At 65.9% G+C, this 13,729-nt stretch carries 9 protein-coding genes; 6 read left to right on the forward strand and 3 right to left on the reverse strand.

Features of this window, described 5'->3' with window-relative positions:
- The first annotated feature begins 66 nt into the window (after positions 1–66).
- The 4 genes from ASD76_RS08115 to ASD76_RS08130 all read left to right on the forward strand — a co-directional run bounded on the left by ASD76_RS08115 (position 67) and on the right by ASD76_RS08130 (position 5,071).
- The gene (locus tag ASD76_RS08115) at positions 67–780 is read left to right on the forward strand and encodes a SapC family protein (RefSeq protein ID WP_055920951.1); all 714 of its coding nucleotides are present in this window, start codon (positions 67–69) and stop codon (positions 778–780) included.
- Between the two features lies 1 nt (position 781).
- The gene (locus ASD76_RS08120; RefSeq protein WP_055920954.1) at positions 782–1,828 is read left to right on the forward strand and encodes a cupin-like domain-containing protein; all 1,047 of its coding nucleotides are present in this window, start codon (positions 782–784) and stop codon (positions 1,826–1,828) included.
- The gene (locus ASD76_RS08125; protein ID WP_055920957.1) at positions 1,825–3,318 is read left to right on the forward strand and encodes a tryptophan halogenase family protein; all 1,494 of its coding nucleotides are present in this window, start codon (positions 1,825–1,827) and stop codon (positions 3,316–3,318) included. The genes ASD76_RS08120 and ASD76_RS08125 overlap by 4 nt, the downstream gene beginning before the upstream one ends.
- Positions 3,319–3,403: 85 nt before the next feature.
- Positions 3,404–5,071, forward strand: coding sequence for an alpha/beta hydrolase (locus ASD76_RS08130; RefSeq protein ID WP_055920960.1), 1,668 nt, complete (start codon positions 3,404–3,406; stop codon positions 5,069–5,071).
- On the opposite strand, the gene ASD76_RS08135 is transcribed toward ASD76_RS08130, so the two are convergent.
- Positions 5,068–7,038: a glycoside hydrolase family 3 protein gene (locus ASD76_RS08135; protein WP_055920963.1), complete on the reverse strand. Its 1,971-nt coding sequence runs from the start codon at positions 7,036–7,038 to the stop codon at positions 5,068–5,070. The genes ASD76_RS08130 and ASD76_RS08135 overlap by 4 nt on opposite strands.
- Before the next feature lie 124 nt (positions 7,039–7,162).
- A complete protein-coding gene (locus tag ASD76_RS08140; RefSeq protein ID WP_055920966.1) occupies positions 7,163–8,233 on the reverse strand; it encodes a LacI family DNA-binding transcriptional regulator in 1,071 nt (356 codons plus the stop codon).
- Between the two features lie 192 nt (positions 8,234–8,425).
- Here ASD76_RS08140 and ASD76_RS08145 point away from each other — a divergent pair, with 192 nt between their 5' ends.
- Together ASD76_RS08145 and ASD76_RS08150 are read left to right on the forward strand one after the other, a co-directional pair.
- Positions 8,426–9,862, forward strand: coding sequence for a carboxylesterase/lipase family protein (locus tag ASD76_RS08145; protein WP_055920969.1), 1,437 nt, complete (start codon positions 8,426–8,428; stop codon positions 9,860–9,862).
- 17 nt (positions 9,863–9,879) lie between these two features.
- Positions 9,880–12,108 carry a beta-glucosidase gene (locus ASD76_RS08150; protein WP_055920972.1) on the forward strand — a complete coding sequence of 743 codons (2,229 nt, stop codon included), beginning with the start codon at positions 9,880–9,882 and terminating at the stop codon, positions 12,106–12,108.
- A gap of 242 nt (positions 12,109–12,350) precedes the next feature.
- On the opposite strand, the gene ASD76_RS18600 is transcribed toward ASD76_RS08150, so the two are convergent.
- A complete protein-coding gene (locus tag ASD76_RS18600) occupies positions 12,351–13,721 on the reverse strand; it encodes a hypothetical protein (RefSeq protein WP_156457590.1) in 1,371 nt (456 codons plus the stop codon).
- Between the last annotated feature and the right edge of the window lie 8 nt (positions 13,722–13,729).

Genomic DNA, 13,729 nt, shown 5'->3' on the forward strand with positions numbered 1-13,729 from the left:
TGCCCGCAAGGCACGGCCTTTCGCTTTGCTGACGCGTCGAATTCTGCAACACAGTTGATTGCTGCCATGACCACTACAGTCCGCCTGGATAACGTCGAACACGCCGCCCTAAAGCTGCGCCGTGGCCATGGCCCGCATTTTGGCGAGGCCGTGAACCAGGTCGCCATCTTCGCCAGCGAGTTCCAGGACGTGCAGCGCGAATATCCGATCTTGTTCGCCCGTGTATCGGACGACCAAGTTCAGCCCGTCGCCATCCTTGGCTTCGATCGCGAGGAGAACCTGTTCCTCGACGGCGGCAGGTGGGACGCCGCCTACATTCCTGCCCTGTACCGCCGCGGCCCGTTCCAAGTCGGCTTCTCCGACGGCGAGGCCGTGGTCAACATCGACCTGGCCCATCCGCGCATCGCCGCCGAGGGAGAGGACGGCGACCCCGTATTCAAGCCCCACGGTGGCGACGCGCCGGCACTCAACGCCGCCCTGTCGGCGTTGCGAACGCTTAGCGCTGGCGCCGCTGCTGCTGAAACCCTGTCCTCACTTTTCACCGAACTCGGCCTGATCGAAGAGGTTAAGCTGGAAGTGCGGATCAGCGAGCACTCAACCATCGACTTCGACGGCTACCTGGCGGTCACCGCGGAAAAGATCGCCGCCCTCGATGGCGAAGCCCTCGCTCGCCTCAACGCCGCCGGGCTGCTGGACGTGGCCATCTTTGCCGCTTCGTCGCTAGGGACAATGCAGCGCCTGATTGCCCGCAAGCAACGGAAACTCGCCGCTGCGGCTTGATATGGCGAAACCCGCGCTCACCGGCCGCCATGTGGAGACCCGCGAGGGTCCGCTTCCGCACGGCGCAGGGTGGGACGAGGTGGTCAGTTCCGGACGGCCCATCCTGTTCAAAGGCGCTGCCGCCGCCTGGCCGCTCGTCGAGGCCGGCCTCGCTTCGCCCGAGCAAGCCGCGGACATGCTGGTTGCGGGCTGGTCGGGCCAACCGGTGGTCGTCTATCGCGGCGTGCCAGAGATCGAGGGGCGGTTCGCCTACACGCCGCAAGTCGACGGCTTCAACTTCGCCGCCTCGCGCGAGCCGCTCGATGCGGTGCTGCAGGAGATACTGTCGCTGCGCGATCTGGCGGAGGCGCCCGCGATCTACATCGGTTCGACCGACCTCAGCCTCTATTTTCCCGGCCTGCGGGACAAGATCGCGATTGATCTCGCTTCTATTCACCCGGACCTCGCGAAGCACCCCGGCCTTGCCTCAGTCTGGCTTGGCAATCGCACCACCGCGACCTGCCACTTCGATTATTCTCACAACATCGCCGTCTGCGCCGTCGGGCACAGGCGTTTCACGCTGTTCCCGCCGCAACAGGCAGCCAACCTCTATCCCGGCCCTCTTGAACCGACCCCGGGTGGCCAGGTCATCTCAATGGTCGACTTCTCCGCACCCGACCTCGACCGCTTCCCCGGCTTCGCCAACGCGCTCGAAGCCGCCCAGATTGCCGAGATGGAGCCCGGCGATGTGCTGGTCTACCCGGCGATGTGGTGGCACCACGTCGAGGCGCTCGACGATTTCAACGCGCTGGTGAACTTCTGGTGGAACGCCGTTCCTGCCTACGTCGACAGCCCGCAAGTCACGCTGCTCCACGCCCTGCTGTCGCTACGTGACAGGCCCGCAGATGAGAAAGCCGCCTGGCGCAATCTGTTCGACTACTACGTGTTCGGCGACCCGGAAACGCCGCGCAAGCATTTGCCTGAAGCCGCCCAAGGGCCCCTCGCCTCGATCGATGAGACTCTCGCACGGCGCCTGCGCGCCCTCGTGACCAGGAAGCTACAACGATGACCGACCGCCCTGCACCGCGCCGAGTAGTTGTAGCAGGGGGCGGCACCGCGGGATGGGTCACTGCGACTGCACTGGCACGCCAGCTAGGCAGCCTGGTCGAGGTCACGCTGGTTGAGTCCGAAGAGATCGGCACGATCGGCGTCGGAGAGTCGACCATCCCCACGGCGCGCGCCTTCCACGAGTTCCTCAAGATCGACCAGCAGGCGTTCATGAAGGCGAGCCGGGCGACCTTCAAGCTGGCGATCTCGTTCGAGAACTGGGCCCGCGACGGCGACCGTTACCTGCACAGTTTCGGCACCATGCCGATGCGGACGTGGATGGCCGACTTCCAGCACTTCTGGCTCGAAGCCCGCGCTCGCGGGGAAGCCGGTGAGATCGGCGAGTACTACCTGGAGCACGAAGCCGCGCGCCTGCACCGGATGGACCTCAAGGGCGATCCCAAGCTCAACTACGCCTATCACCTCGACGCCAGCCTCTACGCCAAGTTCCTCCGCCGGATCGCGGAGAACGATGGGGTCACCCGGATCGAGGGCAAAATCGCCAATGTCGAACGCGACGGCGAGAGCGGCGACATCGCCGTGCTGGTCCTGGAGGATGGCACCCGCCTCACCGGCGACCTCTTCATCGATTGCACCGGCTTCCGCTCGCTGCTGCTCGGCCAAACGCTGGAGACCCCGTTCGAGGACTGGGGCAAGTGGCTGCCGACCAACTCCGCCTGGGCAACCCAGAGCGAGGGCGTCGGTGACGCCTATCCCTACACCCGCGCCATCGCTCACGGTGGAGGCTGGCAATGGCGCATCCCGCTGCAGCATCGCATGGGTGCCGGGTTCGTCTACGCCAGCGAGCATATGGAGGCCCAGCCGGCGCTCGATCAGTTCCTGGCCACGCTCGAAGGCCGCCCGCTACGCGATCCCTTCCCGATCCGCTTCCGCACCGGCCGCCACCGCCAGGCCTGGGTCGGCAACTGCGTCGGCATCGGGCTTGCGGGCGGCTTCGTTGAGCCGCTGGAGTCGACCACGATCCACCTCATCATGATCGGCATCACCCGGCTGATCCAGCTGTTCCCGTTCGGGCCCGACAGCTCTGCACAGCGCGAACGCTTTAATGAGTTGTCGCAGAACGAAATCGAGCGGGTGCGCGACTTCATCATCCTGCACTACCACCTGACCGAACGCGATGACACGAGCTTCTGGCAGTACATGCGCAACCTCGACGTGCCCGACACCCTGCGCGAACGAATGGAGTCCTTCGCGCAAGGCGCCCAAGCTTGGCAGTCCACCAACGAGATCTTCCGCGTCGACAGCTGGATCCAGGTCCTGCTCGGCCAGCGCATGACCCCGCAAGGCTGGAACCGCGTCGGCGCCCTGATGAAGGACGGGCGGCTCAAGCAGACGCTGGAGGACGCCGGGCAAATGGTCGCGGCACGGGTGGCCGCCATGCCGAGCCACCAGCAGTTCATCGACAGCTACTGCGGTCCCGCACAAAGCTGATGCCGAGACAGGTCTGAGGAAAGTCCTGAGCCCTATCCGGAATTACCCCCATGGATTCTATCGGGCCGCTTCATAGAGTTTGGGCATGGCCGGATTACTCAGGGCTCGAACACTTCAGAACTGGCTCGCAGGCAGGTCCTTGTTCGGCCTTGCCATCGGGACGCTTCTCTTCGCGGCCTCCCTCACCCCGAGCCTGACCCCCCGCCCCCCGTTGCTGCTCGGCGTATTGGCGGGGCTGGGTCTTGCTGCTGGTTATGTCCTAGGCCTCGCCCTGCGCGGCCTGTGGACCTACCTTGGCTACACGGTGCACCCTGCCCATCCCCGCGGATGGCAGATCATTGTCGGCGTGCTGGGGCTGATCGCGGTGGTCTTCCTGTGGCTTTCGATGGGCTGGCAGAACGACATTCGCACGCTGTTCGGCATGGAGCCCTGGTCGCGCTGGAACTCGGTCACCGTCGCCCTCGTGAGCGTGATTACTTTCGGCCTGCTGTTCCTTTGCGGCGTGGGGCTAAGGATCGTGTTCCGCCGCTCGGCCAAGTGGCTCGACAGCCACTTCCCGCGCAAGGTCACAGTCCTGCTCAGCGCGCTGGTCGCGGCGATCGTCCTGTGGGCGGTCGTGACCGGCATCGTGTTCCGGACCGGCCTGCACATGATGGATTCCTCGTTCCGCGAACTCGATGCCCTGATCGAACGCGAGGCGCCTGCGCCAACCTCGACGCTGAAGACCGGAAGCGCCGCGTCGCTGATCGCCTGGGACAGCCTGGGCCGACAGGGGCGCGAGTACATCGGCTCGGGTCCTTCGATTGAGGATATCGCGCAGTTGGCCGGTGGTGCAGTCCAGCAGCCCATCCGGGTCTACGCTGGGCTCAACTCGGCGGACACTGTCGAAGAACGGGCCAGGCTCGCCCTCGCCGAACTCAAGCGGGTCGGAGGGTTCGACAAGTCGGTGCTGGTGGTGATCGCCCCAACCGGCACGGGGTGGGTCGACGCAGCCGCCGTCGATACCTTGGAGTACCTGCACCGCGGCGACGTGGCGAGCGTGGCGATCCAGTACTCTTATCTCGCCAGCTGGCTCTCGTTGCTGGTCGAACCGAATTACGGCAGCGATAGCGCCAAGGCCCTGTTCCGGCAGGTCTACGACCACTGGAAAACGCTGCCCAAGGATAGTCGCCCGCGGCTGTACCTCTATGGGCTGAGCCTCGGCGCCTTGAGCTCGGAAAGCTCGATGGATCTGTTCGACGTGATCGAGGATCCCATCCAGGGCGCCGTCTGGGCTGGCCCGCCCTTCCCCAGTCCGCTGTGGAATTCGGCGACCCAGAACCGCGAGCCCGGATCACCGGTCTGGCTGCCGCGCTTCCGTGACGGCTCGATCGTGCGGTTCACTAACCAGGAGAACCAGCTGAACCAACCCGGCGCGCGGTGGGGCCCGATGCGGATCGTCTATCTGCAGTACGGCAGCGACCCGATCACCTTCTTCGAGCCGAGTTCCTTCTACCGCGAGCCGGAGTGGATGCGGGGCAAGCGCGCCCCTGATGTCTCGCCGTCATTCGTGTGGATACCCGGAGTCACTTTCACGCAAATGGGCGTGGACATGATCACTGGGATGAGCACGCCGCCCGGCACCGGGCACGTGTTCGCGGCCGAGCACTACCTCGATGCCTGGGTTGCCGTGACCGAGCCGCCAGGCTGGACCGAGGATGGGCTCGCGAGATTGGCGGCAACGCTGAAGGCACGGCAGCGCGCGGGCAGTTAGCCGACGATACCCGCGCCACGCGGAAAGAGCGGATCGACGGAATCGTCAGTTACGCCGGGCTTCTGCGCTTCGACTGCCTCCATCGAGCGGGGAAGTTCCATCGGCAGCTTCCCCTTCGCCCTGGCCTTGCCCAGGACCACATCGAGCACCGCAGCATCGTCGGCCCCGAAGTTGCCGAGGATCACCGATGCCTTGTCCTGGACGTTGGTGAGGATCGCCGGCCGGTCGAGGAAGATCGCCAGGACTGTCGGGACGCTGGCGCTTGCTCGCTTCAAGGCTTCATAGGCCGGGTCGCCATCACGGAAATCGAGCCTGCCCTCCTTCTGGCGACTTCCGAAGAAGTGATCCGGGTGCAGCATCTCTGACGCCGTTTCTGCCCTCACAATCGCGAAGTCGGCATCCTTGGGATCATCGACCACCACGAGGCCCGCCGCCTTTGCCGCTTCAGGCGCCATGCCGAAGAGCCAGACCTTCTTCCCGGCAGCAGCAACCGGCAGCAAGCCACCACGGTTCTGCAGCAGGACCTGCGCCTCGCGCTGGGTCTGGCGCGCCAGAGCTATGTCGTCGGCCATGCCGAGCGACTGCGCCGCCTGCTCGGGAACCACGTAGGGATTATCGAACAGGCCGAGCTCGAACTTGGGCAGCATGATCCGCATCACGCTCTGGTCGAGACGAGCCTCGGACACCTCGCCCTTGTTCACGGCATCGATCAACGGCTGGACTTCATCGGTCCCGCCGAACTGATCGAGCCCCGCTTGCAGCCCCTTCACATAGCGCTGGCCGACCGACAGTCCCTCCACGCCCCATGACGTCGCGATGTCCTGCGGCCGCTGCGGAGCCGATGGCGTGGGGGCGCTGCAGCCAACGGTGCAGTCGCGGGTGATCGCCCAGTCGGACAGGATGATCCCCTCGAAACCCTCGCGCCCGCGCAGCAGGCCTTCGAGCAGCTGCCGGCTGAAGCCCGGCCCAACCGCTTCGAGCGCTTTTCCATCGAGCGCGACATCGGTCAGGATCGGATAGGCCGGCATGACGCCTGCTGCCTTAGCGTCCAGCGCGCCGCGGAAGGCAGCGATGTGCTGCTCCAGCGATCCATCCAACCGGGCGAAGCGGCCGTAGTAGTTATGCGCGTCAAAGCCCTCTGGCTGAGCGCCGTAGCCGACCCAATGCTTGACCACGGTCATCACCCCGTTGGGCTGCAAACCGGCACTCCCGCCCTGGAGACCGGCGACATAGGCCCCGCCGAGTTCGCTAACGAGCGCAGGATCGCTGCCGAAAGTCCCTGTGCCGCGCGGCCAGCGCGGTTCGGTCAGCAAGTCGAGCTGCGGCGAAAGCGCCATGTGGATGCCGACAGCGCGGTATTCCTTGCGGGCAATGTCGCCGAACTGCCTGACCAGCGCTGGATCGCGCAGGGCCGCAAAGCCGAGCAGTTCCGGCCACTGCGTCACGCCGTTGGCGTTCTCGGCAGCGCCGAGGACGTACTGGAAATGATTGCGCGGATCGGTGCTGATCGTGATCGGAATGCCGAGCCGCGTGCTCTCTGCCAGTTCCTGCACCGTGTTGTTGGCCCGCGCGAGGTCGGCCGGCGCAATCGACAGGCGGGTGATGAAGCTCGTCACATGCTTGTCGCGCACGAGTTTGCCGAGGGCCTCGAGGTCGTAGCTATCCGACCGTCCCAGCGTCCCACCCAAACCCGGAAGCGTCGAGTGCATCAGCGCCCCGACTTTCTCGGCCAAGGTCATCCGCGCCACGATATCCTCAGCGCGCTTGTGCGGGTCGAGGCGCCAGTCCTCGAACGGCGCGAGCTTTCCGTCACCGTCGAGATCGCGGAACTTCTGTCCATCGACCTCGATCGAAGGCTTTGAACGGAGGCCTATCTCGGTCTGCGCCGAGGCCGATCCGGCGCAGCCGATGGCCAGGACCAGCGCCAGCGCCGTGCAGGCTTTCGTTCGCAGTGAATACGGCGTCATCGTTCCTCTTCCCTCCGGCGGGCTGGACCTTCGGGAAAGCGAACAAACCTGCGCTGCGCCCGTGGCTAATTGAGACAACGCTGTCCGAAGTTGCCGAGAATGTAAAGCGGCCGAGGGCGTCAGTTCAGCTATCGGCGTTGTCGGCCACGCCCGACGGTGGGGCGCTGGACTCCCTGATGACCAGCTTGAGCGGAAGTTCGGTCCGCGGCTCTGGGTTGTCGCGCTCGCTGGCGACAGCGACGAGATATTCGATCGCCGCGCGCGCCATGGCTCGGATCGGCTGACGCACGGTGGTTAGCGGCGGCCAGATGAAATTGGCGATCGCGGAATCGTCGAAGCCGGTGATCGAAACGTCGCGCGGAACCTGCAGTCCCAGGCTAGTCGCTGCGACGATGGCTCCTGCTGCCATGAAGTCGTTGGCGGCGAATACCGCCGTCGGCCGATCCGCCCGATCGAGCAAAGCCCGGCCTGCCTCCAGTCCGCCCGCGAAAGTGAAGTCTCCAGGGTGAAGGATCAGTTCGGCCTTGCCCTCCAGAGCTTTTCGGAACGCGACCAGACGGACGCCGGCGGCAATATGGGTCTCGGGCCCGCAGATCATGCCGATCCGGCGATGACCCAGCGAAACCAGATGCTCCGCCATCGCCACCGTTCCCTCGTACTCGTGGGTGGAGACCGACGGTGAGCGCTCTGTCTCGGTGCCCGGCGCGATCCGGACATAGGGTATTTCCATGTCCTCGAGCGCGTCGAGCAGGGCGAGCCTATCCGACGAAGGGGGCGCAAGGATCACGCCATCGAGCGCGACCTTCGACAATTGGGCGCGCAAGGCACCCGGGAAGGCGTCGGCGCCGAAGTCGTAGGGCTCGACGAAGAAGTGATAACCGAACTCGCGGCAAGCGGTCAGCGCGCCGGCCTGAAGGTCGACGAGGTATGGCGCGAAATAGGCGTTGGCGTCGTCTTCGCGGAAGAACTCAGACTGGTCGACCAACAGCGCGATCGAATAACCGCGGCGGCCGGCCAGCGAGCGAGCGGCGAGGCTGGGCTGATAGTTGAGCTCGGCCATGGCTTTCAGCACGCGCTCGCGCAGATCCGCGGCCACTCGCGGATGGTCGTTCAACACCCGCGACACGGTCTTGAACGATACGTCCGCTTTCTTGGCGATGTCGATGATGGTTGGACGCCGCTTCTGGGTCGCCATTTGACCGCTCGTTCTCCGTTCCCCCGGAGATCGTATGCCAGCAAATGCTCCGCCGGGCCAGCGCGCGTGCCTGATGCGACGCGCCTCGCTAAGACAACGTTGTCTCCCGCCAAAGCTGGTGTAAGAGGGAAGCGCGAGAGAGTACGCCGAGTGGACGGTGACCTCTACGCCAATGTCTTGGGAGAGGGTTGCATGAGAAGAGTTCTGCCGTTCATCGCGCTGGTTGCGTCTGCTTGCCTGGTAAGCCCGGCTCTTGCCCAAGACACCTCCGTCACGGTCGAGAGCGGCGCGCTCAAGGGCACGTCCGCGGACGGCGTGCTGAGCTGGAAGGGCATCCCCTTCGCCGCCCCGCCTGTGGGCGATCTGCGCTGGCGCAACCCGCAGCCCGCGGCGCACTGGCAGGGCGCGCGTGACGCCAGCGCCTATGGCAACGACTGCATGCAGGTGCCCTTCCCCAGCGATGCGGCGCCGCTCGGCACCCCTCCCGCCGAGGATTGCCTCTATACCAACGTGTGGCGCCCGGCGGGGGCCAAGGGCAAGCTGCCGGTGGTGTTCTGGATCTACGGCGGCGGCTTCGTGAACGGCGGCGCCTCTCCGCCGACCTATTCGGGTGCTGAATTGGCCAAGCAGGGCGTGGTGTTCGTCAGCGCCAACTACCGCGTCGGGCGCTTCGGGACATTCGCCCATCCAGCCCTGACCAAGGCCAACGAGGATGGCGGGCTGCTGGGCAACTACGGCTACATGGACCAGCTCGCCGCGCTGCAGTGGGTCAAGCGTAACATCGCGGCCTTCGGCGGCGATCCCGAGAACGTGACGATCATCGGCGAGAGCGCCGGCGGCATGTCGGTCCACGCCCTGGTGACTTCGCCGATGGCCGAGGGCCTGTTCGACCGCGCGGTCGTGATGTCCGGCGGCGACGGTGGCGGCATGGGCGGCTCGACCCTGGCCTCGACCGAGGAGGTCGGCAGCACTTTCGCGCAGAAGTTCGGCATCGCCGCGAACGATCCGCAGGCTCTGGCCAAGCTCCGCGCGCTCAGTGCTGAGCAAGTGACCGACGGCCTCAGCATGATGGCTCTGTTCGCCCCCAATGGCCCGCGCACGTTCGCCAGCCCCTTTGCCGACGGCAAGCTCGCGATGGACGCAGGCGCGGCCTATCGCTCGGGCCAGTTCGCGCATGTGCCGATCATGATCGGAGCGACCAGCGCCGACATCGGCGGCAAGACCGGCCCGATGATCGCAGGTGCCCGCAACATCTCGACGGTCATCGCCGGCAAGGGCGTACCGGTCTACGCCTATCGCTTCTCCTACGTCGCCGAGAACCCGCCTCCGGGACCGGCAGGCGCTCCGGCCCAGGATGGCGCCGGCCACGCCAGCGACATCCCGTTCTTCTTCGACACCCAGGCGATCAAGTACGAGGACCGCACCACCCCGCGCGACAACGCCATGGGCGAGGCGATCAGCGCTTACCTGGTGAACTTCGCCAAGACCGGCAATCCCAATGGCGCGGGCCTCCCCGCCTGGCCGAAATACGACCGTTCGAAAGACGAGATCATGGACTTTGCCACCAACGGCAAGGCCGTTCCCGGGAAGGATCCCTGGGGCGCCGAACTCGACGCCGCAGCCCGCTAAGTCCGGAGACCAAATCCATGAAATCGCTGAAGCTCGCAGTTGCCCTGCTGGGCGGCATTACCACCCTGACGGCCGCCCCGATCGTCGCCCAGGAACGCGCCGCCACCGCCCGGCCGTGGATGGACGCCACCCTCTCGCCCGAAAAGCGCACCGAGCTCCTGCTCGCACTGATGACGCTCGACGAGAAAGTCGCCCTGCTCCACGGGCCGATGGGCATGTCGTTCGGCCCGGGCCCGCTTCCACCCGGCGCGATCGGATCGGCCGGCTACATCGCCGGTAACGCCCGCCTCGGCATTCCGGCCCTGCAGGAAAGCGACGCCAGCCTCGGCGTAACCAACCCCATGCTGGTGCGCGGGGCGGAGGACATGTCGACCGCGCTGCCGTCGAGCCTCGCCCTGGCGGCCACGTTCAATCCGGCAATCGCCTACGAAGGCGGCCGCATGGTCGGCAGCGAGGCGCGCGCCAAGCAGATCAACGTCCAGCTGGCCGGCGGCGTCAACTTGCTGCGCGATCCGCGCAACGGCCGCAACTTCGAGTACGTCGGCGAAGACCCGCTGCTCGCCGGTATCCTCGCCGGTGAATCGGTGCGCGGCATTCAGTCCAACGGCGTGATCTCCACCGTGAAGCACTTCGCCCTCAACGGGCAGGAGCACAACCGCATGACCGCCGATTCCGTGATCGGCGAGGCGGCGGCGCGCGAAAGCGACCTGCTCGCGTTCCAGATTGCCATTGAGCGCGGCCAGCCAGGCTCGGTGATGTGCTCCTACAACCTCGTCAACGGCACTTACGGCTGCCAACACGACTGGCTGCTCAACCAGGTCCTCAAGCGCGACTGGGGCTACAAGGGCTTCGTCATGTCCGACTGGGGCGCGGTGCACGAAGTCGGCGCCTTCACCGCCGGGCTCGACCAGCAGTCGGGCGAGCAGCTCGACAAGCAGGTGTGGTTCGACAAGCCGCTCAAGGACGGCGTGGCCGCGGGCACCATTCCGACCGCGCGAGTGGACGACGCCACCCGCCGCGTGTTGACGGCGATGTTCGCCGCCGGACTGTTCGACCGTGAAAACGCCAAGGGCGCGATCGACTATGCCGCCCACGCGGCCATCGCCCAGCACGAAGCCGAAGAGGCCATCGTCCTCCTGCAGAACCGCAACGGCGTGCTGCCGCTCGCCGCCGGGGCAAAGCACATCGCCATCATCGGTGGCCACGCCGACGGAGGCGTTCCCTCGGGCACCGGTTCGTCGCAAGTCTCGAGCCCTTGGCGGGCACCGGGCGCGCCCCTGCGCAGCGTTCCGCTTGGCGGCGAAGGCATGATGGGGATGTTCGCCAACGTCGTGTTCCACCCCTCCGCGCCGCTCGGCGCTTTGCGTGAGCGGTTCAAAGATGCGCGGGTCAGCTTCGACAGCGGCGCCTATCCCGCCGCAGCCGCTGCCGCTGCGCGCGACGCGGATGTAGCCATCGTGTTCGTCTACCAGCCCTCCGGCGAAGGCGAGGACGTGCCGAGCATGGACCTGCCCTATGGCCAGGACGCTCTGATCGAAGCGGTCGCCGCGGCCAATCCCAACACGGTGGTCGTGCTGCAGACCGGCAACCCGGTGAACCTGCGGTGGAAGGACAAGGTCGGCGCCATCGTGCAGGCTTGGTATTCGGGTCAACGCGGTGGCGAGGCAATCGCTCGGGTGCTGACTGGCGAGGTCAATCCCTCGGGCCGCCTGCCGCTGACCTGGGCGAAGGACGAAAGCCAGCTGCCCCGCCCGGTGATCCCCGGCACCGGCGCCGGACCGAACGACCGCGTGACAGTCGACTACACCATCGAGGGCGCCGACATCGGCTATCGCTGGTTCGCCCGCCGCTCGCTCACCCCGCAGTACTGGTTCGGCCACGGCCTGAGCTACACCAGCTTCGGCCACGACCAGCTCGAGGTGAAGGGCGGCAAGACGATTACCGCCAGCGTCACTGTGACCAATACCGGGAGCAAGCCGGGCAAGGACGTGGTCCAGCTCTATCTTACCGGCAAGCCCGGCGGGGCGGAGCGACGGTTGCTGGCGTTCGAGAAAATCGATCTCGCCCCGGGCGAGAGCAAGCGGGTCACGCTGACCGCCGACCCCCGCCTGTTGGCCAGCTACGATACGCGCAAGTCCGGTTGGGTGATCCCCTCGGGCAACTACGACGTCGCGATCGGCACCGATGCCGGCACGATGGCGCTGACCGGCAGCGCGAAGGTCTCCGGGCAGACGCTGAAGCCTTGAGAGTGCGAGAGGCGATCGGCCGCTAACCGATCGCCTCACATCGGTTCCTGAGAACACTTACGCTAACCGTTTTGGCACATTATCCTTGACATCGCAACGCTATTTTGGCACAAAAAGCGAACCTCGCGATGGTGTGATTCGAAGTCACCGCCGCGCGTAGCCCCCTCCTCAAGGACCAAACCATGACCCAGCCGAAAGCCCTTTCCGGCGCGCGTCGCCGTGCGCCCGCTCCCCGCCGCCGCTCAGTTGAAATTGAACGGAATCCGCAAGCTCGTCCGCAGGTCGGAGGCGTCGTCGGTCACTCCCATTTCAACCGTCCAATTGATCATCGTGCGCTCGTTGAGCCGATAGCTCACGCCAAACAGGAAGCGCCCGATCTGGAGGTCGCGAGTTTTGGTCACGATAGGATCACCCACTGTCGGGATCCCGTTGCGAACGGTGATCGGCCGCACAATGCTTTCGGTCGAGAAGACCCAGTTGTGGGCATAAGCGAAGCTGATCGAAGTGCGCTCGTTGAGTGCCAGGCCGATGCCGGCAGTCGCGTTGGGCCCGGAGCCGGGAGTGACGTGATCGATCTGCGCGTCGCTGATGCGCGTGTTCACGTCCTTGCCCCGGTTGTAGTTCCAGCCGAGCACGCCGAACAGCGTGGCCGGATCGGTGGGCGTCAAGACGGTGACACTGGGCTGGACGCTCCAGAAGCCGAAGCCCGTCGCGGACTCGGTCGCGTTGCCAAGCGCGTCGCGCGGGACCTCGAACGGGCTCGTCCCGGTCGGGACCACCACGTTGACATTGGCGGTCAGGAACGGCCAGCCGCCGGTGCCATTGGTCAACTGGTAGCGCGCCATCAGTTCGACGTCGCCAAGCCCCTTGCCCTTCGCGGACGTGTTGATCGTGCCCGCTCCCGACTGCGGTGGGTTCTGGACGAGCGGGATCAGGACCGCGGCATCCTCGCGGTAGATCCAGGGAACCTTGGCGCCGATCTCGAAACTGCTCGTCACCCCGAACCGGCCAACGATGGCGGCGCTGAGCACGTCCTGGCGGCTTTCGTTGATGTCGAACACGCCCACCAGGACCGACTGCGGGATCTCGATACCGCGGAAGACGAAGCGGTTGCGGTCGACGCGGGCATATTCGAACGTCGGTTCGATCGTGATCCGGCCCGCGCGGGTGAGCACGCTGCCTTGGTCGGCCAGCACAGCAACTTCCTGGATCGGGCGTTCGGCCGGAGCCTCACCAACGCTCGAAACGCTTTCGTCGGCTTGTTGGGCGGCAGAGGTCGGTGCAGCTGGTGGCGCTTGCGCCGCGGATGCGGCCTGGGCCAGACGCGCGCTCTGCACACCCGGCGCTGCCTCCGCAGACCGAACAGTCTGCACACCGGCACCGCGCATCTTGTCGAGCAGCGCTTCTTCGAGCAGCAGGAGGCGCTGCTCCTGCGCATCGAGAACTTCGCGCTGTTCCTGAAGCGCGCGGCGCTCCGTTGCGATCTGCTCTTGGAGCCGGGCCAACTCGGATGCCTCGGGAGAGGCTTCGGATGCCGGCGTGTTAGCCTGCGCTAGCGCCGGCATGGGTATTATGGCGATCAGCAGCGACGTGCCGGTTAGCAACCCTCTCATCGACATCT

The organism is Altererythrobacter sp. Root672, from assembly GCF_001427865.1.
Lineage (GTDB): Bacteria > Pseudomonadota > Alphaproteobacteria > Sphingomonadales > Sphingomonadaceae > Croceibacterium_A.

What these genes read in the sequence shown, in the direction of transcription:
- ASD76_RS08125 (WP_055920957.1), top strand. Translation starts at nt 1,825, where the DNA reads ATGACCGACCGCCCTGCACCGCGCCGAGTAGTTGTAGCAGGGGGCGGC.
- ASD76_RS08150 (WP_055920972.1), top strand. Translation starts at nt 9,880, where the DNA reads ATGAAATCGCTGAAGCTCGCAGTTGCCCTGCTGGGCGGCATTACCACC.
- ASD76_RS08115 (WP_055920951.1), top strand. Translation starts at nt 67, where the DNA reads ATGACCACTACAGTCCGCCTGGATAACGTCGAACACGCCGCCCTAAAG.
- ASD76_RS18600 (WP_156457590.1), bottom strand. Translation starts at nt 13,721, where the DNA reads ATGAGAGGGTTGCTAACCGGCACGTCGCTGCTGATCGCCATAATACCC.
- ASD76_RS08120 (WP_055920954.1), top strand. Translation starts at nt 782, where the DNA reads ATGGCGAAACCCGCGCTCACCGGCCGCCATGTGGAGACCCGCGAGGGT.
- ASD76_RS08140 (WP_055920966.1), bottom strand. Translation starts at nt 8,233, where the DNA reads ATGGCGACCCAGAAGCGGCGTCCAACCATCATCGACATCGCCAAGAAA.
- ASD76_RS08130 (WP_055920960.1), top strand. Translation starts at nt 3,404, where the DNA reads ATGGCCGGATTACTCAGGGCTCGAACACTTCAGAACTGGCTCGCAGGC.
- ASD76_RS08145 (WP_055920969.1), top strand. Translation starts at nt 8,426, where the DNA reads ATGAGAAGAGTTCTGCCGTTCATCGCGCTGGTTGCGTCTGCTTGCCTG.
- ASD76_RS08135 (WP_055920963.1), bottom strand. Translation starts at nt 7,038, where the DNA reads ATGACGCCGTATTCACTGCGAACGAAAGCCTGCACGGCGCTGGCGCTG.